The sequence below is a fragment of the Pseudomonas syringae genome, from assembly GCF_002157375.1.
Classification (GTDB): domain Bacteria; phylum Pseudomonadota; class Gammaproteobacteria; order Pseudomonadales; family Pseudomonadaceae; genus Aquipseudomonas; species Aquipseudomonas syringae_T.
Map to the genome: position 1 here is coordinate 1 of NZ_MTSA01000022.1, position 25,500 is coordinate 25,500.

Below are 25,500 nucleotides of genomic sequence, written 5' to 3' on the forward strand. Positions count from 1 at the left end.
TCTGCGCCGGAAGTGGGGCGAATTATAGACAGATCACAGAGGGCGTCAACCGTTATTTTGAACTTTCTGCGATCCACCCTTCGCTGCCCCTCTTAAACGAGGGATCAACCGAGTAATCATCGGCACCCTCAGCAGCAGCAACGCTCCACCTATAGCCGCATACAACGCCCACTCTTTAAGGTCAGCCCTGACGATCCAGAACATGTGCAGCAAACCCAGCCCCAGAATCACATAGATAAGCCGATGCAGTTTCTTCCAGCGACTACCAAGACGGCGCTGACTGTAACGATTGGATGTCACCGCCAGGGCCAGCAGCCCAAGAAACGCCAGCGCGCCGACGATGATATAAGGACGCTTCACCAACTCGACGCCCAACTGCCCCCAATCCAGACCGAGGACGAACAGCGCGTACATCGTCATGTGCAGCACCACATAGGCAAAGCACCACAGCCCCAACTGGCGACGCACCACAATCCAGCCCGACCAACCGGTCAGACGCTGCAAGGGCATCATCGACAGGGTGATCAGCAACATGATCAATGTCGCCAGGCCGAAGTTCTCGACAAGGGCTTTTCCCGGATCAGGCCCTAAAGCGAAAATCCACGCCTGATAAAGCCACCAGACCGGTGCCACACAAGCCGCGACGAATACCGCCAGGCGAAAAAACGGGTATCGCATCAATAGTCCTTCCGCAAATCCATCCCGGCGTACAAAGAGGCGACCTCTTCCCCATAGCCATTGAACATTTGGGTGTCTCGCACATTGGGACTGAACAGCCCGCTCGGCAAGCGGCGCTCGCGAGCCTGCGTCCAGCGTGGATGATCGACCGTCGGATTGACGTTCGCATAGAAGCCGTACTCATTGGCCGCAATGCTTTGCCAGGTCGTCTTGGGCTGTTCGCTGACCAAGCTGATTCGCACAATCGACTTCACACTTTTGAAACCGTACTTCCACGGCACCACCAGGCGCAGCGGCGCGCCGTTCTGGTTGGGCAGTTCACGCCCGTACATGCCCACCGCCAGAATCGCCAACGGGTTCATGGCCTCATCCAGACGCAGCCCTTCTACATAAGGCCAGTCGATCAAGGCGAAATTGGACCGTTGACCCGGCATGGACTTGGCGTCCTCCAGGGTTTCAAAGCGAATGTATCTGGCCTTGGAAGTCGGCTCTACCTGCTTGAGCAGCGCAGAGATCGGAAAACCTATCCAGGGAATCACCATCGACCAGGCTTCTACACAACGCAGCCGATAGATCCGCTCTTCCAGTTGATAAGGCTTCATGAAGTCTTCAAGCGCATACCGACCCGGCTTGCCGACCTCACCATCGATCACGACACTCCACGGCTCGGTCTGCAAAGAGCCGGCGTTCTTCGCCGGGTCACCCTTGTCAGTGCCGAATTCGTAGAAGTTGTTGTAGTGGGTTGCGTCCTTGAACGGCGTGATCGCCTCGTCCTTGACGTTGACCGCCTGCCATTGCGTGGCGGGAAGTTTGTCGGCAAACCAGCCTGGCGCCTTGCCCGGCTCGACATCGGCATAACGGGACGCATCAGCCGCACCCGCCCAGCGTGGCAACGCCGTGACAGCCAGCCCCGCAAGCGAACTGGCAAGCAGTGTGCGTCGAGAGAGGTAAATGGATTCAGGCGTGACATCCGACTCTTTGGAGTCAGACGCAGAAGGAAGCTTGATTAGCATGATGACTCCGCAGCCTAGGGGAACTGATGCACCAATAGACTACGGAGTATGGTGGAAATTAGATCATTGCGATGCTTTATGACGACGCAACAGATATTGAATCGGCCCGGACAACGCATAGGCGAGGAAAATCAACAGCAGAATGCGCGGCGGATCACTGAACACCACAGCGAATACCAGCACAACGGCCAGAATCGCAACGAAAGGCACACGCCCTTTCAGGTCCAGCTCTTTGAAACTGTTGTACTTGATGTTGCTGACCATCAGCATGCCGGCAGCAGCCACCAGCAGCGCCACGAGAAACGACAGCTTGGAGCCCTGAATCCCGAAATCGCTGAATGCCCAGACCGTACCCGCCACGACACCTGCCGCTGCCGGGCTGGCCAGGCCGATGAAGTAGCGTTTGTCAGCCTTGCCGACCTGGGTGTTGAAGCGCGCCAGTCGCAGTGCAGCGCCAGCCACATAAATGAAGGCGACCATCCAGCCGACCTTACCCATGTCACCCAATGCCCAGCCGAACGCCAGCAATGCAGGCGCCACGCCGAATGCGACCATGTCGGACAGCGAGTCGTACTCGGCACCGAACGCGCTCTGGGTGTTGGTCATGCGGGCAACGCGACCGTCCAGCCCGTCGAGAACCATGGCAACAAAGATCGCAATGGCAGCGAACGCGAAATACTTGCTCGCCCCCGCATAATCACCCGCACTCATGGCACTTTGTGCGCTCATGGAACTGATGATCGAGTAGAAACCCGCGAACAGGTTCGCAGTGGTGAACAGATTGGGCAGCAGGTAGATGCCGCGATGACGGACCTGACGCCCTTCAGCGTCATGGCCTTCTTCTACGTGCTCATCGATCGGTAGCAGACTTTCAGCGTCAGAGGCCTTGATGGGCTCTTCAGGACGTTCGCTCATGGAGATTACCTTGCAGCGGTATGAAAAGGTTCGACACAGGTCTGGGGCGAGGGTTCGCCCGCAAACAATTGCAGCTTTATACCAGAGCCTGACCCATAACGAAAAAACGCGACCGATTGGCCGCGTTTTTTTTGAAGCGGAAACGCTTAGTTCTTGTCTTTGTCGACGATTTTGTTCGCCGCGATCCAAGGCATCATCGAGCGCAGTTTCTCGCCGATGATTTCGATGCCGTGCGCAGCGTTGTTACGACGCTTGGCGGTCATCGATGGGTAGCCAGTGGCGCCTTCAGTGATGAACATCTTGGCGTACTCGCCGTCCTGAATGCGCTTCAGAGCATTGCGCATGGCCTGACGGGATTCGGCGTTGATGACTTCTGGACCGGTCACGTATTCGCCGTACTCGGCGTTGTTGGAGATCGAGTAGTTCATGTTGGCGATACCGCCTTCGTACATGAGGTCAACGATCAGCTTCAATTCGTGCAAGCATTCGAAGTACGCCATTTCTGGCGCGTAGCCCGCTTCAACCAGTGTTTCGAAGCCAGCCTTGACCAGCTCGACCGTACCGCCGCACAGAACGGCCTGCTCGCCGAACAGGTCGGTTTCGGTCTCGTCCTTGAACGTAGTTTCGATGATACCGGTACGGCCACCGCCAACGCCCGACGCGTAGGACAGTGCAACGTTCTTGGCGTTGCCGGAAGCATCCTGATAAACCGCGATCAGGTCAGGAATACCGCCGCCCTTGACGAATTCGGTACGCACGGTGTGGCCTGGAGCCTTCGGCGCGATCATGATCACGTCGAGGTCAGCGCGTGGCACAACCTGGTTGTAGTGAATCGCGAAGCCGTGGGAGAAAGCCAGTGTTGCGCCCTTTTTCAGGTTTGGCTCGACTTCGTTCTTGTACAGCTGGGACTGGAACTCGTCCGGGGTCAGAATCATGACCAGGTCGGCAGCAGCAACGGCGGAAGCGACGTCAGTCACTTTCAGGCCGTGAGCTTCAGCCTTGGCGACAGTGGCCGAACCTTTGCGCAGGCCGACAGTAACGTCAACACCGGAGTCTTTCAGGTTGCACGCTTGAGCGTGGCCCTGCGAACCGTAACCGATGATGGCGACTTTCTTGCCCTGGATGATCGAAAGGTCACAGTCTTTGTCGTAGAAAACTTTCATGGAAATCCCCTGTTATCTCGGCCGTTCAGGCCCTTTGCTTAATTGAGTTAGATGCTCAGCACTTTGTCGCCACGGGCAATGCCCGTCACGCCACTGCGTACCGTTTCCAGGATGGCGGCAGTGCCGATGGCCTGAATGAAGCTGTCCAGTTTGTCGCTTGTGCCGCTCATCTGCACGGTGTAGACGCTGGCAGTCACGTCGACGATCTGGCCACGGAAAATATCCGTTGTGCGCTTGATCTCGGCACGCTGTGCGCCAGTGGCCTTCACCTTGACCAGCATCAGTTCGCGTTCGATATGAGCGCTTTCCGACAGGTCGACCAGCTTGACCACTTCAATGAGCTTGTTGAGGTTCTTGGTGATCTGCTCGATCACCTCATCGTGCCCCACGGTGGTCAGCGTCAGACGCGACAGTGTCGGGTCTTCGGTTGGCGCAACCGTCAGGCTTTCGATGTTGTAGTTACGCTGGGAGAACAGGCCGACCACACGAGACAGCGCACCCGGTTCGTTTTCCAGCAGCAGGGAAATGATATGGCGCATGATTATGTCCGCTCCGTCTTGCTCAACCACATATCGCGCATGGAGCCGTCCTTGATCTGCATCGGGTAGACGTGCTCGGTCACATCGACCTGAATGTCTAGGAACACCAACCGGTCAGTCATGGCAAAGGCTTCTTCCATCTTCGGCTTCAGATCTTTCAAATCGGTGATGCGCATACCGACATGGCCGTAGGCTTCGACCAGCTTGACGAAGTCAGGCAGCGATTCCATGTAGGAATGCGAGTGACGCGCGCCGTAGCTCATGTCCTGCCACTGACGGACCATGCCCAGCACACCGTTGTTAAGCAGGATGATTTTTACCGGCAGACCGTATTGCAGGCAGGTCGACAGCTCCTGAATGTTCATCTGGATACTGCCTTCACCGGTCACACAGGCCACGTGCTCATCCGGGAAGCTCAGCTTGACGCCCATTGCCGCCGGAAAGCCGAAGCCCATCGTGCCCAGACCACCGGAGTTGATCCAGCGGTTCGGCTTGTTGAACCGGTAGTACTGCGCAGCAAACATCTGGTGCTGGCCGACGTCCGAGGTCACGTAGGCATCGCCCTTGGTGACTTCGCACAGTGTTTCGATCACCGCCTGCGGCTTGATGACGGTGCCATCGCCACGGTTGTACGGGAACAGATCGCCCGTCCCGCGCCATTCGTCAATCTGCTTCCACCAAGCTTCGACCGATGCCTTGTCAGGCGTTTCGCCGATTTCCTTCAGGGTGGCAACCATTTCGGTCAACACGCTTTCAACCGGACCGACGATAGGCACGTCAGCCTTGATAGTCTTGGAGATCGACGCCGGGTCGATATCGATGTGGATGATCTTGGCGTTCGGGCAGAACTTGCTCGCGCCATTGATAACCCGATCATCGAATCGCGCGCCGACGGCCAGAATCACATCCGTGTGGTGCATCGCGAGGTTGGCGGTGTAGCTGCCGTGCATCCCGAGCATGCCGACGAACTGGCGGTCAGTGCCCGGATAGCAACCCAGCCCCATCAGGGTGTTGGTAACAGGTGCATTGAGCAACTGGGCCAGCTCGGTCAATTGCGCCGAAGCATTGCCCAGAATCACCCCGCCACCGGCGTAGATGATCGGACGCTTGGCAGCCAGCAGCATTTCGACGGCCTTGCGGATCTGGCCGGAATGGCCACGGACCGCAGGGCTGTAGGAGCGCAGCTTGGCTTTTTTCGGAAAGACGTATTCGAACTTTTCAGCCGGGTTGGTCATGTCTTTCGGAATATCAACGACCACTGGGCCGGGACGACCTGACTGGGCCAGGTAGAACGCCTTCTTCAGGATTTCCGGAATTTCCGACGGGTGCTTGATCATGAAGCTGTGCTTCACGATCGGCCGGGAGATACCGATCATGTCGGTCTCCTGGAACGCGTCGGTGCCGACCAGCGTGCTCGGCACCTGACCGGACAGCACCACCATCGGAATGGAGTCCATGTACGCCGTCGCGATACCGGTAATGGCGTTGGTGGCGCCAGGACCCGAGGTCACCAGTACCACGCCCGCCTTGCCGGTGGCGCGCGCATAGCCATCAGCCATGTGCGTGGCAGCCTGCTCGTGGCGAACAAGGATATGGCTCACAGCCGGTTCTTTGAACAGGGCATCGTAGACATGCAGGAGGGCACCACCCGGGTACCCATAGATATGCTCAACGCCTTCGTCACGCAAAAAGCGGACGACCATTTCAGCGCCAGATAAAAGCTCCACGTTGTTCACCTCTAAAACGCCAGAATACCGCCCACTCCGGGACGGGTCTTAATAGGTTTACTGCCAGCAGAGCATGAGCGACGGTGGTCGCCGACTACGTCAGCACTGACTGAGCAAGTATTGGGATGTCCCTGAGTGTTGCGGAACATTCCCACCCAGCGCGAGGTAACGCGTTGCGGGTGTTACAGGTCGGCGCGGATGTGCGCCTCATGATCTACCGAGAGGGTCTGCTTCTGGCAGTCCTTCTACAGCGAACTTTGGATTGTTGTGATTCCCCCCCTTCAAGTCAAGTCATCCGTGCGCTTTCTTGACGGCGTGTCCATGAATTCGCACCGTTTCGGACTGAAATGCACCGTTATGGTAGTTTTCTGCCTGCACAGACCTCTCAAGGACCCGACATGCATTGGATGATTCTCGCCGCCGCACTGGCCATCAGCACGACCAGTCACGCCGCTTCAATCTATAAGTGGGTCGATGCTCAGGGCGTGACACACTTCGACGCCCAGCCGCCGACCGGCCAGCAAGTGCAGGAAATCAACGTACAGACACCACCGCCTGCAGCCGCGCCCGACAAGCCTTCAGACGACGGTGCTGCACAGCAACGTGCGATTGACCAGAAAGTCAAAACCCAGGTGAAGGCTCAGGAAGCCCAGCGGGCGCAGAACTGCGAAACCCTGCGCACCAATCTCGCGCAGTTGCAGAACAATCCGCGAGTGCGCGAGCAAGTGGGTGGGGAGTCAAGGCGCCTGACGGATGAAAACCGCAAGACGCGCATTGAGGAAACCGAAAAGGCCATCAGCGAATTCTGTCGCTAGAAGGCTCGATCAACGTGCCGCTGTGATCAGTTGATCGAATCGTGCCAGATGCTGTTGCAGCAATCGGGCCTCACCCTGGCGACCGGCATAGACCATCTCGGCCATTTCAAGAATGCCGGACGCATTGGGCAGCGGCAGGTCGTTCTCGAGAATGATCTTCATGCGTGGCAGGAAGATCCATTGCAGCCACTGGGCAAACTCAAGGGTATCGACGCTGAACGGCTCCTGGCTGGCGAGCGCCTGTTCGCTAGGCGGTGTGGCATCCCACCAGCCCAGCGCACGCAACTCACGCTCGATCAACAGCAACTGTTCGGCAACTTCAGGCAAGCGCTGGTCCATTAGCGCGCCTTCTGGCGGGCCAGAGCAGCACCGGCCGCATCACCCTGTTTCTCGCGCGACTGGGCAATCAACCCCCACAGACTGGCTTGAAGGCTGGCACGGCCATTGGCGTACGTCAGGCCGCGACGCGCCAGTTGCTCGGCCTGAGCGGCATCGCCCTGAGCCAGACGCACCTGCGCCAGTCGATAAAGCACTTGAGGCTCGCGCGGCGCCACACGCTGGGCGCGCTCAAGGCTGGAAGAGGCGCCGTTGAGATCGCCACTGCCCTGTTGCTGCTGTGCCGTCGTGAGCAAGGCCAGTACGGGGCCATCAAGCTGCTCGTCCTCGGACAGGCCACCACCACTGGACGGGATACCCGTCGGTGCGGAAGCAGCCGGCATGCTGTAGCTGTTATTCGCCGGAGCCGGGCTGACCGGTGCCTGATTGACCGGAGCGGCATCGGCAGGAGGCGTATTGACACTGAAAGGCGCCTGACTGGCCGGGGCAGAGAAACTCTCTCCTGCGCCCGCACCACCGGCACCCGGCACCATCACCACGACACCCGAGTCCTGCGGCACGGCTTGAGGTTGCTGTTGGACCGGAGCAGTGTTGGCCCGGTTGGCGCCATTGCGCGAAGCGGCCACCCGCTCACCGTTGGACACCTTGGAACTCGAGTCCACGACCGGAATCGAGCCACGTTCCACACTGGCGCAGCCGTTCAGCAAGGCCAGTGTCGTTAAAGCCGGAATCCACCATTTATTCACTTAAAAACCTCGATTGCCTAGTTCAACCAACCTTTGACCCAGTCCATCACCTCAGTGGCCGGTGCTGGAGCGCCGCCGCATGTTGCGCCCGGCTGGGGTTCACTGCCGCGAATATACGGCATCTGCACTGCATTCGGGCAGCTGGCATCCGAACCCTGCCCCGTCTGCGAATCAACCCACGCCTGAACCACGTTGTCCGGCATCGCCATGTCGAGCGGCAACGGATTGGCTTTACGCATGAAGCTGGTCCAGACCTGCAAGGCACCGGTCGCGCCGGTAAACGGGGTTTTACCGTTATCGTCACGGCCCATCCACACCACTGCCAGCAGATCCTGGCTGAAACCGGCAAACCAGCTGTCGCGAGAATCATTACTGGTCCCGGTCTTGCCGGCCAGGTTCAACGAGCTCGGCAACACGTTGTAAACAGATTTGCCCGTCCCTTCGCGCATCACGCGCTGCATCGCATTCTGCACCAGGTAAATGGCACCCGGATCGAAGCGTTGCTCGATCTTGAACGGATAACGCTTGAGCGGTTCGCCTTCGGCAGTCAATACGCTGCGGATACCGCGCATCGGCGTATTGAACCCGCCGCTGGCGATGGTCTGATACATGGTGGCGACTTCCATCGGACTCAAGCCACCCGCGCCCAGCAACATCGACGGATAAGCAGGCCACTCACGTGTCACGCCCAGTTTGGCCAATGTCTTGAAGACCGTCGGAATGCCCAGCTCCAGGCCCAGTTTGGCGGTCGACAGGTTGTAGGAGTGCGCCAGCCCCTGATACAGGAAGATATTGCCGTGGGACTTGTGATCGTAGTTCTGCGGTTTCCAGACCTGACCGTCTGCGCCTTTGACCTGGAAAAGCTCGTCGGCGATCCAGCTGGTCAGCGTGTACTGGCTCGGACGCTCCAGTGCCGTCAGGTAGATCGCCGGTTTGACCAGCGAGCCAATCGGGCGTACCGCATCGATAGCACGATTGAAGCCTGAGAAACCTGCCTCGCGGCCGCCGATCAGAGCCTGCACTTCGCCGGTCTCCGGGTTGGTGACGACCATGCCCGCTTCGACCTCATCAACGCCCTTGCGCCCGGCGAGCTTTTTGAACGTGTCGTCCATCGCTGCCTGGGACTTCATCTGCAGGATCGGATCGAAGCTGGTGAAGATACGCAGCCCCTCCTCGGTCAAGTCTTCGTCGCGATAGTCTTCGCGCAACTGACGCTTGACCAGGTCCAGAAAAGCCGGGAACGAGCTGTCGGCGAGCGTGCCGGTCTTGGTCACGCCCAGCGGCATCTTTTTGGCTGCCGCAACGACTTCCGGCGTGGCGACACCTTGCTGTTCGAACAAGTCGAGCACCAGATTACGTCGCTCCAGCGCACGCTCAGGGTTGCGACGCGGGTTATAGAAGGATGGCCCTTTGACCAGACCGACCAGCATCGCCACCTGATGGATTTTCAGCTCGGACAGCGGCTGACTGAAGAAATACTGGCTGGCCAGACCGAAGCCGTGAACGGCACGCTGACCATCCTGACCGACGAACACCTCATTGAGGTAAGCCTCAAGAATTTCCTGCTTGCTGTAATGAATCTCCAGCAAGATGGCCATCATGGCTTCGGTCAGCTTGCGGGTCAGGCTGCGCTCGTTGGTCAGGTAGAAGTTCTTGACCAACTGCTGGGTCAGCGTACTGCCGCCCTGACGCATCTGCCCTTGCGAGGTATTGACCCACATCGCCCGGGCAATGGACTTGGGAGACACGCCGAAGTGGTGATAGAAATCACGATCCTCGACCGCCACCAGCCCGTCGAGCAGATACGGCGGTGCCTGATCGAGCTTGATCAGGATCCGGTCTTCGAGGTTCTTCGGGTACAGACCGCCGATCAGCAGCGGCTCGAGCCGTGCCACGGCCAGTTTTGCGCCGTTGCCTGAAGACAGGTCGGCCACATAATCGCCGGAAAACCGTACGCGCACCTGCTGCGCGGCGTCGGTGCCTTCGTAGAACTGGAAACCTCGGGTGTTGAGATCAACCGTATTGCCGTTGACTGCCGCAGCGCCCGGACCATTGGCCACGCTCTCACGGCGATAGCCCAATGCATCCAGTTCGATAAGAAAATCATCGCGGCTGAGCTTTTGCCCGACGAACAGCTCCAGCGGCCGGGCATAGACCTTTGCAGGAATCGTCCAGCGCTTGCCGGAAAACTTCTCCTGAACGATAGCATCGAGATAAATAGCCAGACCGCCCAGCAGAACCAGGCCGACAATACCAAGCTTCAACGCCCAGCCCAGCCATTTGTTAAGGCTGCGGGGAGGTTGTTTTTTTGAGGAACGAGAGGTGCGGGATCGAGTCATGGGCGCGGATTATACGCACTTTACCGAGGATCGACAGACGCCCGAGCAGCCGGTTTGCAGCCCGGCGCCAAGCGGCCATAATAGCGGCATCCAGTACTTACATTTTGTACACATTCCTGAAGGATCGCTCGTGAGCCAGTCTTTGATTGCAGCACTGCAGAACCCTGCCCTTTTCCCCCATCCGGTGGAAAACTTCCAGGTCATCGAAACACACATTTCGTGGGTTCTGCTGACGGGTCCTTACGCTTACAAAATCAAAAAGCCGATGAACTTCGGCTTCCTGGATTTCACCACACTGGCCCTGCGCGAACATTTCTGCCACGAAGAGCTGCGCCTGAACCGGCGCACCACCGACGATCTGTATATCGACGTCCTGCCGATTACCGGTTCGGCCGAGGCGCCGCAATTGGGCGGTGATGGCGAAGTCATCGAATACGCGCTCAAGATGCGCCAGTTTTCGCAGGACGGCTTGCTCAGCACGCTGCAGGCCAATGGCGAGTTGACCACTGCCCACATCGACGAACTGGCAGGCCAGATTGCCGCATTCCACCTCGACTCGCCGCGCGTAACCAGCGAAAGCGAGCTTGGTTCACCTGACAGCGTCATGGCGCCAGTCATACAAAACTTTGAGCAGATTCGTCCGCTGATCAGTGAAAAGTCCGACCTGGCTCAGCTTGATGCCTTGCAGGCCTGGGCCGAATCGAGCTTTGCCCGACTCAACCCCTTGCTGGCTCAACGCAAGGCAGACGGGTTCATCCGCGAATGCCACGGTGATATCCATTTGGGAAACGCCACCGTGATCGACGGCAACGTCGTGTTGTTCGACTGCATCGAATTCAATGAGCCGTTTCGCAAGACGGACGTCTATGCCGACATCGGCTTCCTGGCGATGGACCTTGAAGACCGGGGGCTTAAATCGCTGTCCCGACGCCTCATCAGTCAATACCTGGAAGTCACCGGCGACTATGACGGCCTGGAACTGTTGAATTTCTACAAAGCCTACCGCGCGATGGTCCGCGCCAAGGTGGCGCTGTTCAGCCAGGCACCCGACGCCGATGGTCTGCAGCGCGCCGCCACGCTGCGCCAGTACCGCAACTATGCCAATCTGGCCGAAAGTTACAGCGCCATTCCTTCACCGTTTCTGGCGATCACCCACGGCGTATCTGCTGTCGGCAAGAGCCACGTTGCCCTGCGTCTGGTGGAGTCACTGGGCGCCGTCCGTCTGCGTTCAGATATCGAGCGCAAGCGCCTGTTCGCCGGGCGCGATCAGGATATCTATGGCAGCCAGGCCAACATCGAAACCTATGCCCGCCTGCACGAACTGGCCGGCAAGACCTTGCGCGCCGGTTTCTCGGTCGTAATCGACGCCACTTACCTCAAGCACGACCAACGCGACGCGGCAGCAAAAATAGCTGAAAACACCGGCGTTCCGTTTCTGATCCTTGATTGCGAAGCACCAAAGGCCGTGATCGCCGGCTGGCTCGCGCAGCGGCAGGCACAGAACAACGACCCTTCCGACGCAACACTGGAGGTCATCGAGGCTCAACAGGCCAATCGCGAACCACTGGGCGCAGACGAAATCCTGCACAGCAAGAAGGTGGCGACCAACGTCAGCAGTGACATGGACAACCTGATCGACAATCTTCGCCAGCGCCTGCCAGGCCTTTAAAACCAATGCATGGCCGTTGAGCGGGTAGCGCTTCACGGCCTCACAATGGTGGCGATATAATGGCGCCACAATTCCAACGCAATCACGAGGCCGTCATGAGCCAGCCCAAACACATTGACTCACCGCTTTACATGCTGCTGCGCAAGGATGATGTCGAAGGTTTCAATCAGGAGAAACCACGAACCGGCACCATCGATATGGTCGGAGGCGATTTCCGGGGGCTGGACCTGCGTTTGCTGGATACCACAGGCATCGATTTCACCGACGCCTATTTCCGGTCCGCCGACCTGCGCGGCCTGGATTTGCGCAACACGCCGCTGGAAGGTGCGAGCATCGCCCATGCGCAGATATCGGGTGTATTTTTCCCCGCAGAACTTTCGGCTGACGAGATTCTGATGTCGGTCAACTTCGGCACGCGCTTGCGCTATCGCACCCGCTGAACCGATTGACGTTGCAGCCCGATCAAGACCCGGGCAAAAGAAACGTTGACTTACAAATGAGAATCGTTATGATTATCACATCCAGTCGCGAGACTGGCCGGTAGCCTGAAAGACCTTGGTTCGGACTTTCGGATTATCTCCTCATCAGGCTAATCACGGTTTTTGACCCGGCTTTTTGCCGGGTCTTTTTTTTGCCCGCAAAACAGTAGAACAACGTAAAGGCTTCAAAAGCCTCTGTGCCCCATCTCGACCAGGCCCAGTCTCGCCAGCAGATCGTCCAGCAAGCTGGAGCCCCCCAACCGCACGCGTCCTGCATTGACCCAGTGCGGACCAAACCGGGCACGGGCAAGCGCCATGTAAGACCGCACTTCTTCAAACGTGCGAATTCCACCTGCAACCTTGAACCCTGCCTGCCCGCCAACATCGGCAATCGCCCCCAGCATGATCCGCGCAGCCTGAGGCGTCACGTGCGCAACCGCCTTGCCAGTACTGGTCTTGATAAAGTCTGCACCGGCCTCGATCGCATCGCGACAAGCGTCGAGGATTATCTGCGAATCGCGCAGATCGCCGGTTTCGAGCGTGGCCGTCAACGCAGACTGTTTGCCGCAGAGCGATACGCACGCCGCCAACAGCTCGATACCGGCCTGTCGATCTCCGCCCAGCAGCGCGCGAAAGGGGTAAACGACGTCAATTTCATCCGCCCCGGACATCAGAGACGCACGAACTTCGGAAAGCACCGACGCGATATTGCTGCCGCCGTGAGGAAAATTGACGGTGGCAACCACCTTGATGTTCCTCGCCAGCATCCGATCCAGCGTGGTGCGTGCCAGGCACACAAAGCGAGGCTGGACACAAACGGCAGCGACCGGCCCGACGGGCGTCCACGCCCGCTGGCAAATGCCGACAATACGCTGCTCAGTGTCATCGGTATTGAGGGCAAACAACTCCAGCAATCCTATCGCCTGGCGCGCCAGCCGCTCCTCATCTGCAGTTAGCTCTTTCATGGTCTTCCCGTTCTGTAGCGGTTTGCAGAACGGTATACGGCCTCGCGGGCCAACGGACGCTGACGGCACGCTGCGAGACAAGACCTACACAAACACAGGAAGAATCCGACGTAACCTGTGTCCGCAAAAGCGACAGCCCGAAGAGTCTGTCAAACTGCTCCGGCCGAGTCCCGGCCCGACCATCGCTCTCTGGAGGCGTCTTGATATTCCTTTGCCCCTCGTCGCAGTTGCCGGAAGCCCAGAGCAGGGGTTTCGAGTCAGGCGCGCACTCGCTGCTGGCGGTCCGTCGTCAGGGCAAGGTGTTCATCTATGAAAACCGCTGCCCGCATCGCGGTATCCCACTGGAATGGCAACCGGATCAGTTTCTGGACAGCAGTGCCAGCCTGATCCAGTGCGCCACCCACGGTGCGCTTTTTTTGATCGAGAATGGCGAGTGCGTATCGGGGCCTTGTGAAGGTCAGTCACTGAACGCACTGAAATGCCATGAGGACAGGCATGGGATATGGATATCACTGCCTTCAGCAGATGAAGATCACTGAGCCACAGGCGACATGAATGCCTCAATCCGGCCAATGCACCTCGAGGCGGCGGTCGATGAACACTTCTTCCGGGGTCAGATGCACCCCGTAGGCCAGCACCTGAACACCGGCATCGACCGCTTCCCGTAACGCGGCCGCGTAAGCAGGGTCGATCTCTTTGGCCGGGCGCACTGCCTCGATACCGGTGAGATTGACGCAGTACAGCAACACCGCACGAACGCCTTCACGCGCCAGCGCAGCCAGCTCGCGCAGGTGTCGCGCACCGCGTTGGGTAACGGCATCGGGAAAAGCCGCCACTGCCGAACCGTCGAATCCCAACGTGACGCTCTTCACTTCCAGATACAAATAGCCATCCGGGTATTCAAGCCGGAAGTCCACACGACTTTTTTCCTGACCGTAGGCGACTTCGCGCTTGAGCGCCGTGAAACCCTCCAGTTCGCGGATCACTCCGGCGCGCAATGCCTCTTCAACCAGCGTGTTGGCTCGCCCGGTGTTGATACAGGCGAAGCGTCCCTGCGGCGTTTCCGTGATTTCCCACGTGCCCGGCAGTTTGCGCTTCGGGTCGTTGGAGCGGCTGAACCACACTCGCCCGCCAGGCACCATGCAGTTGAGCATCGACCCCGTGTTCGGGCAATGGATGGTCAACAGCTCTCCGTTGTCGGTTTCGATGTCCGCCAGAAACCGCTTGTAGCGAAGTCGCAGACGCCCCTGTTCAAGCTCAGGCGAAAAGCGCATCAGAGACTCCAGCTGCGCAGACCGCGGGCAATTCGCTCGACCGCCTGTTCCAGGCGCGGCAAGCTTTGCGTGTAGGCAAAACGTACGTGATGGCCTGCCTTGAAGCGCCCGAAGTCCAGGCCTGGCGTGAAGGCTACGTGCTCGGTTTCCAGAAAATGCCGGCAGAATGAAAAGGCATCGCCTCCAAACGCGGAAATATCGGCGTACAGATAAAAAGCCCCTTCCGGCTCGACAGCGATACTGAACCCCATTTCCCGCAAGGCAGGCAGCAGAAAGTCCCGACGCCGACCGAACTCGGCACGCCGCTGCTCCAGAATAGCCAGCGTCTGCGGTTCAAAGCAGGCCAGCGCTGCATACTGCGCCATGCTTGGGGCGCTGATGTAGAGGTTCTGCGCCAGTTTCTCCAGATCACCCACCGCCTCTGGCGGCGCAACCAGCCATCCCAACCGCCACCCCGTCATACCGAAATATTTTGAAAAGCTATTTAGCACGAACGCGTCGTTATCCACTTCCAGCACGCTGCTCGCGTCAACGCCATACGTCAGGCCGTGATAGATCTCGTCCACGACAAGGTGGCCGTCGCGTGCTTTCAGCGCATGAGACAAGGCGGCCAACTCGTCACGATTCAAGAGCGTACCGGTGGGATTGGCGGGCGATGCCACCAACGCACCAACGCTGTGTTCATTCCAGTGCTTCGCGACCAGTTCGGGCGTCAATTGATAGCGCTCTTGCGGACCGACCGGCACCAACTGTGCCTCGCCTTCGATCAACCGCAAAAAATGCCGATTGCACGGGTATCCCGGATCAGCCAGCAACCAGTGCTTGCCCGGATCGACCAGCAGGCTGCTGGTCAACAACAAGGCGCCTGAACCACCCGGCGTGACCAGAATTCGCTGCGGATCGATGTCGAGCCCATAGCGCTGGGCGTAGAACCCGGCAATGGCTTCGCGCAGCTGGGGCAGGCCGCGCGCGGCGGTGTAACGGGTCTTGCCGTCCGCCAGGGCCGCCTGGCCTGCCTGGATGATGGGCTCTGCGGTCGTGAAATCCGGCTCGCCGATTTCGAGGTGAATGACATCACGGCCTGCCGCCTGCAACTCATTGGCACGCGCCAGCAGCGCCATCACATGAAAGGGTTCGATGGCGCGACTGCGCGCACTGTAAGGCTGGGCCATGGGTGTTCCTTATAGTGAAGCGAGAGCAAAATATGATTGTCATGACAGCGAGGCATGATTCTACCCGACCGCCGGGCCAGCATGCGTTCAAAGGCCTGCCTGTGCTAGCGGGCGGATGCAGGACAAAAGAAAAATACGACGGTGCGATGCAACCAGAGTTCATTTAAGTGCGGGGCTGTTTGGCAATGGCCATCGTTGCTAGCGCATTGCGCCATCATGCTCGACAACCGGGAGTAGCGCACTCCGATTTGATCTGGTAAGTTCGCCCGCTTGCAGCTGCAGGGCCGACGGGTGTCGGTGATGGAACAATCCTGCGCAATTGATTAGAAGAGTGAGAGGCGGTCCATACATGCCCACCCCAGAAAAGCAACAGAACCATCTAATCGGCGGCTTTGAACCCTATGTAGCGACAAAGGGCGAAGAGTACATGAGCGAGCCCATGAGCGCGCACTTCACCAAGATCCTGAACAAGTGGAAGCAGGACTTGATGCAAGAGGTCGACCGAACGGTGGATCACATGAAGGACGAAGCTGCCAATTTCCCTGATCCGGCCGACCGTGCCAGCCAGGAAGAAGAATTCAGCCTTGAACTCCGTGCCCGTGACCGCGAGCGCAAGCTGATCAAGAAGATCGACAAGACGCTGCAATTGATCAAGGACGAAGAATACGGCTGGTGCGAATCCTGCGGCGTCGAGATCGGTATTCGCCGTCTTGAGGCTCGGCCAACGGCTGACTTGTGCGTTGATTGCAAGACCCTTGCTGAAATCAAGGAAAAACAGGTCGGTAAATGACCTGAGGCCGCCTTGAACCCAAAAAGACGCTTCGGCGTCTTTTTTTATGCTCGCTCAGCCTGGATTATCGTGCCGACGCTCTGCGTCGCATGCAGTTCTGGACGCTCCGCGTCCGGTCTTGAGCTTGGGATGCCTGAGATTCAGGCTCGACTTGAGTCACCTTTTCGCCCCTCGGCGACCTACTTTGATGGGGCCAAAGTAGGCAAAGCCCCTGGCTCCGTTTCCGGCCCGACTTCGTCGGGTTCCTTCGCCCTGTCACTGATCCGGGGGTCGCCGCAACGGGCCATCCTTGGCCCGGTGCGGCTTGCTCGGCGTCCTGCCTCGCATCCCCCGGATCAGCGCCAGGACTCAGCCGTCACTTACGTCGCACTCTGCGTCGTCAGTGCCATCGCGACAGAAAGGCGCTTTTTTTATAGGCAGTGACGACGCACAAGGCATGGCGTTGTGTTGCAGCATAACGTGGCGACCCGCCGCGTTTCGCTTGCTCGCCCAAGCCCGCCGCCCGTAACATCCCGCCAATGAAAAAACCGGCCTATATCGGGCGCTTTGCGCCGACTCCCAGTGGTTATCTGCATTTTGGCTCGCTGGTCGCAGCGCTGGCGTCTTATCTGGATGCACGTGCGGTGGGCGGTCAGTGGCTGTTACGCATGGAAGACCTCGACCCGCCGCGCGAGGTGGCTGGCGCACAAGTGGCGATTCTTGAAACACTCGAACGCTACGGCTTTGAATGGGACGGCGAGATGGTCCGGCAGAGCGAGCGGCATGATGCCTACGCCGAGATTCTTCAGCGTTGGTTCAATCACGGCCTTGCCTATGCCTGCACCTGCTCGCGCAAACAGCTTGAAGAATTTCAGGGTGTCTACCCGGGTTTCTGCCGCAATGCCGGCCACGCGCCAGACAATGCAGCAATCCGCATTCGCGTGCCGGAGCTGGAATATCGCTTCGAAGACCGGGTTCAGGGTACTTTCAAAATGCACCTGGGCCGCGAAAGCGGTGACTTTGTGATCCGCAGGCGTGACGGGCTTTACGCCTACCAGCTTGCCGTGGTCATTGATGATGCCTGGCAAGGCGTCACCGATATTGTGCGTGGCGCCGATCTGCTGGACTCCACACCGCGCCAGTTGTACTTGCAGGAACTGCTGGGCCTGCCTCAGCCACGATACCTGCACGTACCGCTGATCACCCAGCCGGATGGCCACAAGCTTGGCAAATCCTATCGCTCGCCCCCCTTACCGGCGGATCAGGCGACACCGCTGTTGCTGCGAGCGCTGAAGGCACTCGGGCAACCGGTCGATGCGCACAGGGTCGAGGGCAACGCGCAGGAAATTCTGGCCTGGGGTATCCGCCACTGGAACCCCGACCTCATACCCAGACTGCGAACGCTCGAAGAAGCCCGTATAGACTGATCCAGAGCGGTCGCCGAAAACGGCGACGCAAGGATACTTGCAGGTTATCCGGCATCCGTTAACATGCCGCTCCTCATCTACCAGCGCAGGGAGACCAGATGTACATATACCGGTTGGTTTTACTTCTGGTGGTAGGCATCTATCTGTTCTCCCCGGCCATCATGGACTGGTGGATCGATGCAACCGGCGCGTGGTATCGGCCCTACATGCTGTGGCTGATCCTGATCGTGGTGACGTTCATTCTCCAGAGCCAGCGAGATGCCGATGAGCTTTAGCCTGACGCAGATGCTGCTGGTCAGCGCCGCCTATCTGCTGCTGCTGTTCGGCGTGGCCTGGATCAGCGAGCGCGGGCTGGTGCCGCGCTGGATCATTCGTCACCCCCTGACGTACACCTTGTCACTGGGCGTGTACGCCAGCGCGTGGGCGTTTTACGGCACGGTCGGTCTGGCGTATCAATACGGCTACGGTTTTCTGTCCAGCTACCTCGGCGTTTCCGGGGCCTTTCTGCTGGCGCCGGTACTGCTTTACCCGATCCTCAAGATTACCCGCACCTACCAGTTGTCATCGCTGGCCGACCTGTTCGCCTTCCGCTTTCGCAGCACCTGGGCGGGCGCGCTGACCACGGTATTCATGCTCATTGGTGTCCTGCCGTTGCTGGCCTTGCAGATTCAGGCCGTCGCCGACTCCATCGGCATTCTGACCCGCGAACCGGTGCAGGACCGGGTGGCTCTGGCGTTCTGCGCACTGATCACCCTGTTCACGATTTTCTTCGGCTCGCGGCACATCGCAACCCGTGAGAAACACGAAGGGCTGGTGTTCGCCATCGCCTTTGAATCGCTGATCAAGCTGATCGCCCTGGGCGGTGTCGGGCTGTACGCGTTGTACGGCGTGTTTGACGGCCCGCAACAGCTTGAACTGTGGCTGTTGCAGAACCAGACCGCCCTCGCCTCATTGCACACGCCGTTACAGGAAGGCCCGTGGCGCACGCTGCTGCTGGTGTTTTTTGCGTCGGCCATCGTCATGCCGCACATGTATCACATGACCTTCACGGAAAACCTCAACCCGCGCTCGCTGGTCAGCGCCAGTTGGGGGTTGCCGCTGTTTCTGCTCCTGATCAGCCTGGCCGTGCCGCTGATCCTCTGGGCGGGACTCAAGCTGGGCGCGACGACCAGCCCGGAATATTTCACGCTGGGCATCGGCATCGCTGCCAACAGCAAGTCACTGGCCCTGCTCGCCTACATCGGCGGCCTGTCGGCAGCCAGCGGGCTGATCATCGTCACCACGCTGGCGCTGTCCGGCATGGCACTCAACCATCTGGTACTGCCGCTTTATCAGCCTCCCGCTGAAGGCAACATCTATCGCTGGCTGAAGTGGACCCGGCGCGGGCTGATCGTGGCGATCATCGCCTTGGGTTACGGCTTCTACCTGATGCTGGGTGCCCAGCAGGATCTCGCCAATCTGGGCATCGTCGCCTTCGTGGCGACCCTGCAATTCTTGCCGGGCGTGCTGTCGGTGTTGTATTGGCCAACGGCCAACCGGCGCGGGTTCATCGCCGGGCTGCTGGCCGGTATCGCCGTCTGGGTGGTGAGCATGCTGTTGCCGCTGATCGGCAACCTGCAAGGCGTCTATATTCCGTGGCTGAATATGATCTACGTGATGGACGACACCAGTTGGCACATGGCGGCGATTGCGTCGCTCGCGGCCAACGTGTTGCTGTTCACCCTGGTCTCGCTGTTCACCAACGCCAGCCCTGAAGAAGTCAGCGCTGCCGAAGCCTGCGCCGTCGACAACGTGAGCCGCCCGCAACGCCGTGAACTGCACGCCGTGTCACCGCAGGAATTTGCCACACAGCTGGCCAAGCCTCTGGGCGCAAAAGCGGCACAAAAAGAAGTCGAACAGGCGCTGCGCGATCTGTACCTGCCGTTTGACGAGCGCCGTCCTTATGCGCTGCGCCGTTTGCGTGACCGGATAGAAGCCAACCTGTCCGGCCTGATGGGGCCGAGCGTTGCTCAGGACATGGTCGAGACCTTCCTGCCTTATAAATCAGGCAGCGAAAAATACGTCACCGAAGATATCCACTTCATTGAGAGCCGACTTGAGGACTACCACTCACGCCTGACCGGGCTGGCCGCCGAACTTGACGCCTTGCGCCGTTACCACCGCCAGACCCTGCAAGAATTGCCGATGGGGGTCTGCTCACTGGCCGAAGATCAGGAAATTCTGATGTGGAACCGGGCCATGGAAGAACTGACCGGAATTGTCGCCAAACGTGTCGTAGGTTCGCGTCTGGACACCATCGCCGAACCCTGGAAAGGCCTTCTTACCGGGTTCACCAGCGTCCCTGACGAGCACTTGCACAAGCAGAAACTCGGGCTGGACGGGCAGACACGCTGGCTCAACCTGCACAAGGCAGCCATCAACGAGCCGCTCGCCCCCGGCAACAGCGGGCTGGTGGTGCTGGTCGAGGACCTGACCGACACGCAGATGCTCGAAGACAAACTGGTCCACTCGGAACGGCTGGCCAGCATCGGCAGGCTGGCGGCAGGTGTGGCGCACGAAATCGGCAACCCGATCACCGGCATCGCCTGCCTCGCGCAGAACCTGCGTGAAGAGCGCGAAGAAGATGGCGAACTGAAAGAAATCAGCAGCCAGATTCTCGAACAGACCAAACGCGTATCGCGTATTGTCCAGTCGCTGATGAGTTTCGCCCACGCAGGCGCTCATCAGCACAGCGACGAAGCCGTGTGCCTGGCTGAAGTCGCTCAGGATGCTATTGGTCTGCTGGCGCTGAACCGGCGTAATTTCGAAGTACACTTCTACAACCTGTGCAACCCCGATCACTGGGCCGTCGGCGATCCGCAACGGCTGGCACAGGTGCTGATCAACCTGCTGTCCAATGCGCGCGACGCCTCCCCGGCAGGCAGCGCGGTCCGGGTCAGAAGCGAAGTGTCCGAGCACGCAGTAGACCTCATCGTCGAAGACGAAGGCAGTGGTATTTCAAAGGCAATCATGGACAGATTGTTCGAGCCGTTCTTCACCACCAAGGACCCTGGCGAAGGAACCGGACTAGGCCTCGCGCTGGTCTATTCCATCGTGGAAGAGCATTATGGACAAATCACCATCGACAGCCCGGCCGATCCCGAGCAGCAGCGTGGTACCCGTATTCGGGTGACCTTGCCACGCCATGTCGACGCGACGTCCACCGCGAACTGAGACCGTCGAGAGAACTGAATCAATGCCGCATATTTTGATCGTCGAAGACGAAACGATTATCCGCTCAGCCCTGCGTCGCCTGCTTGAACGCAACCAGTATGAAGTCAGTGAAGCCGGCTCGGTCCAGGAGGCCCAGGAACGCTTCAGCATTCCCTCGTTTGACCTGATCGTCAGCGACCTGCGCCTGCCAGGCGCACCGGGCACTGAACTGATCAGACTGGGCGAAGGCAAACCGGTGCTGATCATGACCAGTTACGCCAGCCTGCGCTCGGCAGTCGACTCGATGAAAATGGGCGCGGTGGATTACATTGCCAAACCGTTCGATCACGACGAAATGCTGCAAGCCGTATCCCGCATTCTGAGCGATCGCCAGACCGTCAAGAACCTGCAGGACGAACGCAGCGCCATCGCCAAAGCGGGCAATACCGAAAAAGGTCCTGCGCAGAATCACAACGGCGAAATCGGCATCATCGGCTCGTGCCCGCCGATGCTGGACCTCTACAGCAAGATCCGCAAAGTGGCGCCGACCGATTCCAACGTGCTGGTTCAAGGCGAATCCGGCACAGGCAAAGAGCTGGTCGCCCGCGCACTGCACAACCTGTCACGCCGTGCCAAGGCACCGATGATTTCCGTCAACTGTGCGGCCATCCCCGAATCGCTCATCGAGTCAGAACTGTTCGGCCACGAGAAAGGCGCGTTTACCGGTGCCAGCGCAGGTCGCGCAGGGCTGGTCGAAGCGGCTGATGGCGGCACGCTGTTTCTCGATGAGATCGGCGAACTGCCTCTGGAAGCCCAGGCCCGGCTGCTACGCGTGTTGCAGGAAGGTGAAATTCGTCGTGTCGGCTCGGTGCAGTCGCAAAAAGTCGATGTTCGCCTGATCGCGGCCACGCACCGAGACCTCAAGACGCTGGCCAAGAATGGCGAGTTTCGTGAAGACCTGTTCTATCGCCTGCACGTCATCGCCCTGAAACTCCCGGCGTTGCGCGAGCGCGGCAGCGACATACTGGAAATCGCCCGGGCGTTCCTGATCCGTCAAAGCGCGAAAGTCGGCCGCAACGACCTGAAATTTGCCCCCGATGCCGAACAGGCCATCCGTCACTACAGCTGGCCGGGCAACGTGCGTGAACTGGAAAACGCCGTAGAACGTTCGGTAATCCTCTGCGAGAACCCGGAAATCACTGCCGATTTGCTGGGCATCGATATCGAACTGGACGGCCTGGATGACGACGAGTACATGGGAATGGCGCCGCTGCCGGGTTCCTCCAGCTCGACGGGCAACGAGCCGGCCGAGGACTTGTCGCTTGAAGACTACTTCCAGCACTTCGTTCTGGAGCACCAGGACCACATGACCGAAACCGAACTGGCGCGCAAACTGGGCGTGAGTCGCAAGTGCCTGTGGGAACGTCGCCAGCGCCTGGGCATTCCCCGCCGCAAGGGCGTGGCCAACGAGACGTAAACCTTGACGCAAGGCTCTGGCACCCGCGGTACAGAGCCCTTGCGAAAACTGTTACCTCGAATGCTTCACGTAACAAAAGCCGGGTCTATCGGTAACGAATCCCGGCTTTTTTGTGCCTGCAAAAATCGCCAGGGTGCCGCAAAGCCCCGGTTTACGGGGCTTCGCAAAAGTTGGCACAGCTTCTGCTATATCCTTAGTACAAGAAGAACAACAAGCAGTACGACACCCATAATAAAAACAACACGAATCGACTCACGCATAACAAGAACAACACGGCGGAGGCGCAGCTAACTGATTCTTTTGGAGAGGCGTTGTATTTGGGGCTTGCCCCGCAACCAGGCCGAGAACAACAAAAACTACCCTTAGGTAGCGCCTGAACTGGTTGGATCGAATGATCATTGCAACACAGCGACCAAAGCAATCCGTTTGCTCTTGACTCCCGATTGGGAGGCTTCACAGGCGACAGTCTCGTGAAGGGGCACTCAACAAAAACAAGAAGCCCGTACAGAAAACAATAATAAAGAGCACACACTTTGGGGGAGCTTCGGCTCCCCCAGTAGCTTACGCGCCAATGCGCTGGCCGCAGTTTCCCCCTTCCGCAACAGCTTCCTACACCATCCCTCGACTAAATGCTAGAATCCCCGCCCATCATGCGGTCATTCCACGTTTTTGGCCGAATATTCCTTCAAACAGTGCATCCCATGCTGAAGAAGTTGTTCCAGTCATTTCGTTCCCCACTGCGCAAACCGCAGCAACATACGCGCACCACGCCTGAAGTGCTCAATAGCAGCCAGCATTCGCTGCAGCGCAATCAGTTCAGCCGTTATGCCGTGAACATTGTCGAGCGTCTGCAAAATGCCGGCTATCAAGCCTATCTGGTCGGTGGCTGCGTGCGTGACATGATGCTCAATATCACGCCCAAGGATTTCGACGTCGCCACCAGTGCCACGCCTGAACAGGTACGGGCCGAGTTCCGCAATGCGCGGATCATCGGCCGCCGGTTCAAGCTGGTGCATATCCACTTCGGTCGCGAGATCATCGAAGTGGCGACGTTCCGCGCCAACCATCCGCAGGATGACGAAGAAGAAGACAGCAACCAGTCTTCGCGCAACGAAAGCGGGCGTATTTTGCGTGACAACGTGTACGGCACACTTGAAGAGGACGCCCAGCGTCGCGACTTCACGATCAATGCGCTGTATTACGACCCGGTCAGCGAGCGTGTGCTGGACTACGCCAATGGCGTTCATGACATCCGCAACCGGCTGATCCGCCTGATCGGCGATCCTGAACAACGCTACAAGGAAGACCCGGTGCGCATGCTGCGCGCCGTGCGCTTCGCCGCCAAGCTGGATTTCGGCATCGAGAAACACAGCGCCCAGCCGATCCGCGCACTGGCGCCCATGCTGCGTGATATTCCTTCGGCGCGCCTGTTCGAAGAAGTGCTCAAACTGTTCCTCTCGGGCCACGCGGCACCCACCTTTGAAATGCTGGTGGACCTGGAACTGTTCGAGCCTTTGTTCCCGGCCAGTTCGAAGGCACTGGAATACAACCCGACATACACCCATACGCTGATCAGCAATGCCTTGATCAACACTGACCTGCGCATCAAACAGAACAAACCGGTAACGCCGGCGTTCCTGTTTGCCGCCCTACTCTGGCCTGCGCTGCCTGCCAAGGTGTTGCGCGCTCAGGAACGTGGCATGCCGCCGATTGCCGCCATGCAGGACGCCGCTCACGAACTGATCATCGAACAGTGCCAACGCATCGCGATTCCGAAGCGTTTCACGTTGCCGATCCGCGAGATCTGGGACATGCAGGAACGTCTGCCGCGCCGCTCAGGCAAGCGTGCCGACCTGTTGCTGGACAACTCGCGTTTCCGGGCCGGTTACGATTTCCTGCTGCTGCGTGAAAGCGCGGGCGAACAGACTGACGGTCTGGGCCAGTGGTGGACGGACTACCAGGACTGCAACGACAGTGAACGTCGCGACATGATTCGCGACTTGAGCAACAAACCCGAAGCCGCAGGCGCTGCACCGCGCAAGCGTCGCCGCAGCAGTGGCGCCAAGCGCAAGCGCAGCGGTGGCGAGACACAAAGCGGTGAATGAACCGCTGTTGGCCACCGAACGGGCCTACATCGGGCTGGGCAGCAACCTCGCTGACCCGGCCGGGCAACTGCGCAACGCCCTCGACGCAATGGCACGGTTACGCGATTGCACGCTGGCTGCCGTCTCTTCGTTTTACGTCAGCGATTCGCTGCTGCCCGGCCAGCCCCGCTTCACCAATGCCGTCGCGGCACTGGACACCTCGCTGACACCGTTGGCGCTGCTTGATGCATTGCAGGCCATCGAACTGGATCAGGGCCGTGAACGCCACGAGCGCTGGGGGCCTCGCACCCTTGACCTCGATATCCTGCTGTTCGGCACCCGACTGATCGACGAGCCGCGCCTCAAAGTCCCGCATTATCACCTGCATGCCCGCGCGTTCGTGCTGTACCCGCTGGCCGAGCTGGCACCGGGGCTGATTCTCGCCGACGGGCGCGAGCTGGCACGGTTGCTGAGTGAATGCCCTTTCACGGGGCTCGAACGCCTGCCCGGCGAAGCGTAAAGCCCAACCGTTCCACCGCCTGTGTAACCGGTTCGGCACACAGGTAACACCTTCAATTGACTTAACGTCCCCTCCTCACGAAGATAGGCCTCCCGCCGCTGCCCCACTGGCGAACGGGCGCGAAACAGGCCATTGCAAAACACCGCGACACGACGGTGTGCCTGCTTTTCCAGGATGACTCTCACGCGCTGAGCACCCGCG

23 protein-coding genes are annotated in these 25,500 nt (G+C 59.1%); 11 read left to right on the plus strand and 12 right to left on the minus strand.

The genetic code is table 11. The features are described 5' to 3' along the window. Window positions 1–45: 45 nt before the first annotated feature. The 6 genes from msrQ to BW686_RS22905 form a co-directional block, all read right to left on the minus strand. Entirely contained in the window at window positions 46–678 is a 633-nt protein-coding gene (msrQ, locus tag BW686_RS22880) for a protein-methionine-sulfoxide reductase heme-binding subunit MsrQ (protein WP_084919756.1), read from the minus strand. After that, window positions 678–1,691 (minus strand): protein-methionine-sulfoxide reductase catalytic subunit MsrP, encoded by a 1,014-nt coding sequence (gene msrP / locus BW686_RS22885; protein WP_084919758.1) that lies wholly within the window; start codon window positions 1,689–1,691, stop codon window positions 678–680. The genes msrQ and msrP overlap by 1 nt, the downstream gene beginning before the upstream one ends. A gap of 63 nt (window positions 1,692–1,754) precedes the next feature. Continuing rightward, the gene (pssA, locus tag BW686_RS22890) at window positions 1,755–2,606 is read right to left on the minus strand and encodes a CDP-diacylglycerol--serine O-phosphatidyltransferase (RefSeq protein WP_084919761.1); all 852 of its coding nucleotides are present in this window, start codon (window positions 2,604–2,606) and stop codon (window positions 1,755–1,757) included. A gap of 146 nt (window positions 2,607–2,752) precedes the next feature. Continuing rightward, window positions 2,753–3,769, minus strand: a complete 1,017-nt coding sequence (ilvC, locus tag BW686_RS22895) for a ketol-acid reductoisomerase (RefSeq protein ID WP_024675773.1) — start codon at window positions 3,767–3,769, stop codon at window positions 2,753–2,755. Window positions 3,770–3,816: 47 nt separating this feature from the next. Beyond that, a complete protein-coding gene (ilvN, locus tag BW686_RS22900) occupies window positions 3,817–4,308 on the minus strand; it encodes an acetolactate synthase small subunit (protein ID WP_005895788.1) in 492 nt (163 codons plus the stop codon). A 2-nt stretch (window positions 4,309–4,310) separates the two neighbouring features. After that, entirely contained in the window at window positions 4,311–6,035 is a 1,725-nt protein-coding gene (locus tag BW686_RS22905) for an acetolactate synthase 3 large subunit (RefSeq protein ID WP_084919889.1), read from the minus strand. Between the two features lie 398 nt (window positions 6,036–6,433). Here BW686_RS22905 and BW686_RS22910 point away from each other — a divergent pair, with 398 nt between their 5' ends. After that, window positions 6,434–6,850, plus strand: coding sequence for a DUF4124 domain-containing protein (locus BW686_RS22910; protein WP_084919764.1), 417 nt, complete (start codon window positions 6,434–6,436; stop codon window positions 6,848–6,850). 9 nt (window positions 6,851–6,859) lie between these two features. On the opposite strand, the gene BW686_RS22915 is transcribed toward BW686_RS22910, so the two are convergent. From BW686_RS22915 to mrcB, 3 genes are read right to left on the minus strand one after another with little or no spacing between them, the layout of a single operon-like run. Next, entirely contained in the window at window positions 6,860–7,189 is a 330-nt protein-coding gene (locus BW686_RS22915; protein WP_084919766.1) for a YqcC family protein, read from the minus strand. Next, window positions 7,189–7,893, minus strand: a complete 705-nt coding sequence (locus BW686_RS22920) for a tetratricopeptide repeat protein (protein WP_179149362.1) — start codon at window positions 7,891–7,893, stop codon at window positions 7,189–7,191. The genes BW686_RS22915 and BW686_RS22920 overlap by 1 nt, the downstream gene beginning before the upstream one ends. Before the next feature lie 56 nt (window positions 7,894–7,949). Next, entirely contained in the window at window positions 7,950–10,271 is a 2,322-nt protein-coding gene (gene mrcB, locus BW686_RS22925; protein WP_084919771.1) for a penicillin-binding protein 1B, read from the minus strand. Window positions 10,272–10,401: 130 nt separating this feature from the next. Here mrcB and BW686_RS22930 point away from each other — a divergent pair, with 130 nt between their 5' ends. Next, complete coding sequence (locus tag BW686_RS22930) at window positions 10,402–11,940, plus strand: bifunctional aminoglycoside phosphotransferase/ATP-binding protein (protein WP_084919773.1); 1,539 nt, start codon at window positions 10,402–10,404, stop codon at window positions 11,938–11,940. A 95-nt stretch (window positions 11,941–12,035) separates the two neighbouring features. Next, complete coding sequence (locus BW686_RS22935; protein ID WP_084919892.1) at window positions 12,036–12,380, plus strand: pentapeptide repeat-containing protein; 345 nt, start codon at window positions 12,036–12,038, stop codon at window positions 12,378–12,380. Window positions 12,381–12,604: 224 nt separating this feature from the next. Here BW686_RS22935 and deoC read toward each other — a convergent pair whose 3' ends face one another. Next, window positions 12,605–13,384, minus strand: a complete 780-nt coding sequence (gene deoC, locus BW686_RS22940) for a deoxyribose-phosphate aldolase (RefSeq protein WP_084919776.1) — start codon at window positions 13,382–13,384, stop codon at window positions 12,605–12,607. A gap of 200 nt (window positions 13,385–13,584) precedes the next feature. On the opposite strand from deoC, the gene BW686_RS22945 reads away from it, so the two are divergent. Continuing rightward, on the plus strand, window positions 13,585–13,923 hold the full coding sequence (locus tag BW686_RS22945; protein ID WP_084919777.1) for a Rieske (2Fe-2S) protein: 339 nt from the start codon (window positions 13,585–13,587) through the stop codon (window positions 13,921–13,923). A gap of 21 nt (window positions 13,924–13,944) precedes the next feature. On the opposite strand, the gene sfsA is transcribed toward BW686_RS22945, so the two are convergent. Continuing rightward, window positions 13,945–14,658 (minus strand): DNA/RNA nuclease SfsA, encoded by a 714-nt coding sequence (gene sfsA / locus BW686_RS22950; protein WP_084919780.1) that lies wholly within the window; start codon window positions 14,656–14,658, stop codon window positions 13,945–13,947. After that, complete coding sequence (locus tag BW686_RS22955) at window positions 14,658–15,830, minus strand: pyridoxal phosphate-dependent aminotransferase (protein WP_084919782.1); 1,173 nt, start codon at window positions 15,828–15,830, stop codon at window positions 14,658–14,660. Before BW686_RS22955 ends, sfsA begins: the two co-directional genes overlap by 1 nt. A 349-nt stretch (window positions 15,831–16,179) precedes the next feature. Between BW686_RS22955 and dksA the strand changes: the two genes are divergently transcribed. The 7 genes from dksA to folK all read left to right on the plus strand — a co-directional run bounded on the left by dksA (window position 16,180) and on the right by folK (window position 25,299). Beyond that, the gene (dksA, locus tag BW686_RS22960; protein ID WP_084919784.1) at window positions 16,180–16,620 is read left to right on the plus strand and encodes an RNA polymerase-binding protein DksA; all 441 of its coding nucleotides are present in this window, start codon (window positions 16,180–16,182) and stop codon (window positions 16,618–16,620) included. A gap of 518 nt (window positions 16,621–17,138) precedes the next feature. Then, window positions 17,139–18,026, plus strand: a complete 888-nt coding sequence (gene gluQRS / locus BW686_RS22970; protein ID WP_084919786.1) for a tRNA glutamyl-Q(34) synthetase GluQRS — start codon at window positions 17,139–17,141, stop codon at window positions 18,024–18,026. A 98-nt stretch (window positions 18,027–18,124) separates the two neighbouring features. Further along, window positions 18,125–18,301, plus strand: a complete 177-nt coding sequence (locus BW686_RS22975) for a hypothetical protein (protein ID WP_002552060.1) — start codon at window positions 18,125–18,127, stop codon at window positions 18,299–18,301. Then, window positions 18,285–21,239, plus strand: coding sequence for a sensor histidine kinase (locus BW686_RS22980; protein WP_086934839.1), 2,955 nt, complete (start codon window positions 18,285–18,287; stop codon window positions 21,237–21,239). The genes BW686_RS22975 and BW686_RS22980 overlap by 17 nt, the downstream gene beginning before the upstream one ends. Window positions 21,240–21,261: 22 nt before the next feature. Then, window positions 21,262–22,695 carry a sigma-54-dependent transcriptional regulator gene (locus tag BW686_RS22985; RefSeq protein WP_084919791.1) on the plus strand — a complete coding sequence of 478 codons (1,434 nt, stop codon included), beginning with the start codon at window positions 21,262–21,264 and terminating at the stop codon, window positions 22,693–22,695. A 701-nt stretch (window positions 22,696–23,396) separates the two neighbouring features. Then, window positions 23,397–24,800 carry a polynucleotide adenylyltransferase PcnB gene (locus BW686_RS22990; RefSeq protein ID WP_084919795.1) on the plus strand — a complete coding sequence of 468 codons (1,404 nt, stop codon included), beginning with the start codon at window positions 23,397–23,399 and terminating at the stop codon, window positions 24,798–24,800. Beyond that, the gene (folK, locus tag BW686_RS22995) at window positions 24,793–25,299 is read left to right on the plus strand and encodes a 2-amino-4-hydroxy-6-hydroxymethyldihydropteridine diphosphokinase (RefSeq protein ID WP_084919798.1); all 507 of its coding nucleotides are present in this window, start codon (window positions 24,793–24,795) and stop codon (window positions 25,297–25,299) included. The genes BW686_RS22990 and folK overlap by 8 nt, the downstream gene beginning before the upstream one ends. Window positions 25,300–25,500 lie beyond the last annotated feature (201 nt).

Excerpts from the sequence above, each read along its gene's own strand:
- dksA (WP_084919784.1), top strand. The coding sequence starts at position 16,180 with ATGCCCACCCCAGAAAAGCAACAGAACCATCTAATCGGCGGCTTTGAA.
- BW686_RS22935 (WP_084919892.1), top strand. The coding sequence starts at position 12,036 with ATGAGCCAGCCCAAACACATTGACTCACCGCTTTACATGCTGCTGCGC.
- deoC (WP_084919776.1), bottom strand. The coding sequence starts at position 13,384 with ATGAAAGAGCTAACTGCAGATGAGGAGCGGCTGGCGCGCCAGGCGATA.
- BW686_RS22910 (WP_084919764.1), top strand. The coding sequence starts at position 6,434 with ATGCATTGGATGATTCTCGCCGCCGCACTGGCCATCAGCACGACCAGT.
- BW686_RS22990 (WP_084919795.1), top strand. The coding sequence starts at position 23,397 with ATGCTGAAGAAGTTGTTCCAGTCATTTCGTTCCCCACTGCGCAAACCG.
- msrP (WP_084919758.1), bottom strand. The coding sequence starts at position 1,691 with ATGCTAATCAAGCTTCCTTCTGCGTCTGACTCCAAAGAGTCGGATGTC.
- BW686_RS22985 (WP_084919791.1), top strand. The coding sequence starts at position 21,262 with ATGCCGCATATTTTGATCGTCGAAGACGAAACGATTATCCGCTCAGCC.
- BW686_RS22975 (WP_002552060.1), top strand. The coding sequence starts at position 18,125 with ATGTACATATACCGGTTGGTTTTACTTCTGGTGGTAGGCATCTATCTG.
- sfsA (WP_084919780.1), bottom strand. The coding sequence starts at position 14,658 with ATGCGCTTTTCGCCTGAGCTTGAACAGGGGCGTCTGCGACTTCGCTAC.
- gluQRS (WP_084919786.1), top strand. The coding sequence starts at position 17,139 with ATGAAAAAACCGGCCTATATCGGGCGCTTTGCGCCGACTCCCAGTGGT.
- BW686_RS22980 (WP_086934839.1), top strand. The coding sequence starts at position 18,285 with ATGCCGATGAGCTTTAGCCTGACGCAGATGCTGCTGGTCAGCGCCGCC.
- ilvC (WP_024675773.1), bottom strand. The coding sequence starts at position 3,769 with ATGAAAGTTTTCTACGACAAAGACTGTGACCTTTCGATCATCCAGGGC.
- pssA (WP_084919761.1), bottom strand. The coding sequence starts at position 2,606 with ATGAGCGAACGTCCTGAAGAGCCCATCAAGGCCTCTGACGCTGAAAGT.
- BW686_RS22915 (WP_084919766.1), bottom strand. The coding sequence starts at position 7,189 with ATGGACCAGCGCTTGCCTGAAGTTGCCGAACAGTTGCTGTTGATCGAG.
- BW686_RS22955 (WP_084919782.1), bottom strand. The coding sequence starts at position 15,830 with ATGGCCCAGCCTTACAGTGCGCGCAGTCGCGCCATCGAACCCTTTCAT.
- ilvN (WP_005895788.1), bottom strand. The coding sequence starts at position 4,308 with ATGCGCCATATCATTTCCCTGCTGCTGGAAAACGAACCGGGTGCGCTG.
- msrQ (WP_084919756.1), bottom strand. The coding sequence starts at position 678 with ATGCGATACCCGTTTTTTCGCCTGGCGGTATTCGTCGCGGCTTGTGTG.
- mrcB (WP_084919771.1), bottom strand. The coding sequence starts at position 10,271 with ATGACTCGATCCCGCACCTCTCGTTCCTCAAAAAAACAACCTCCCCGC.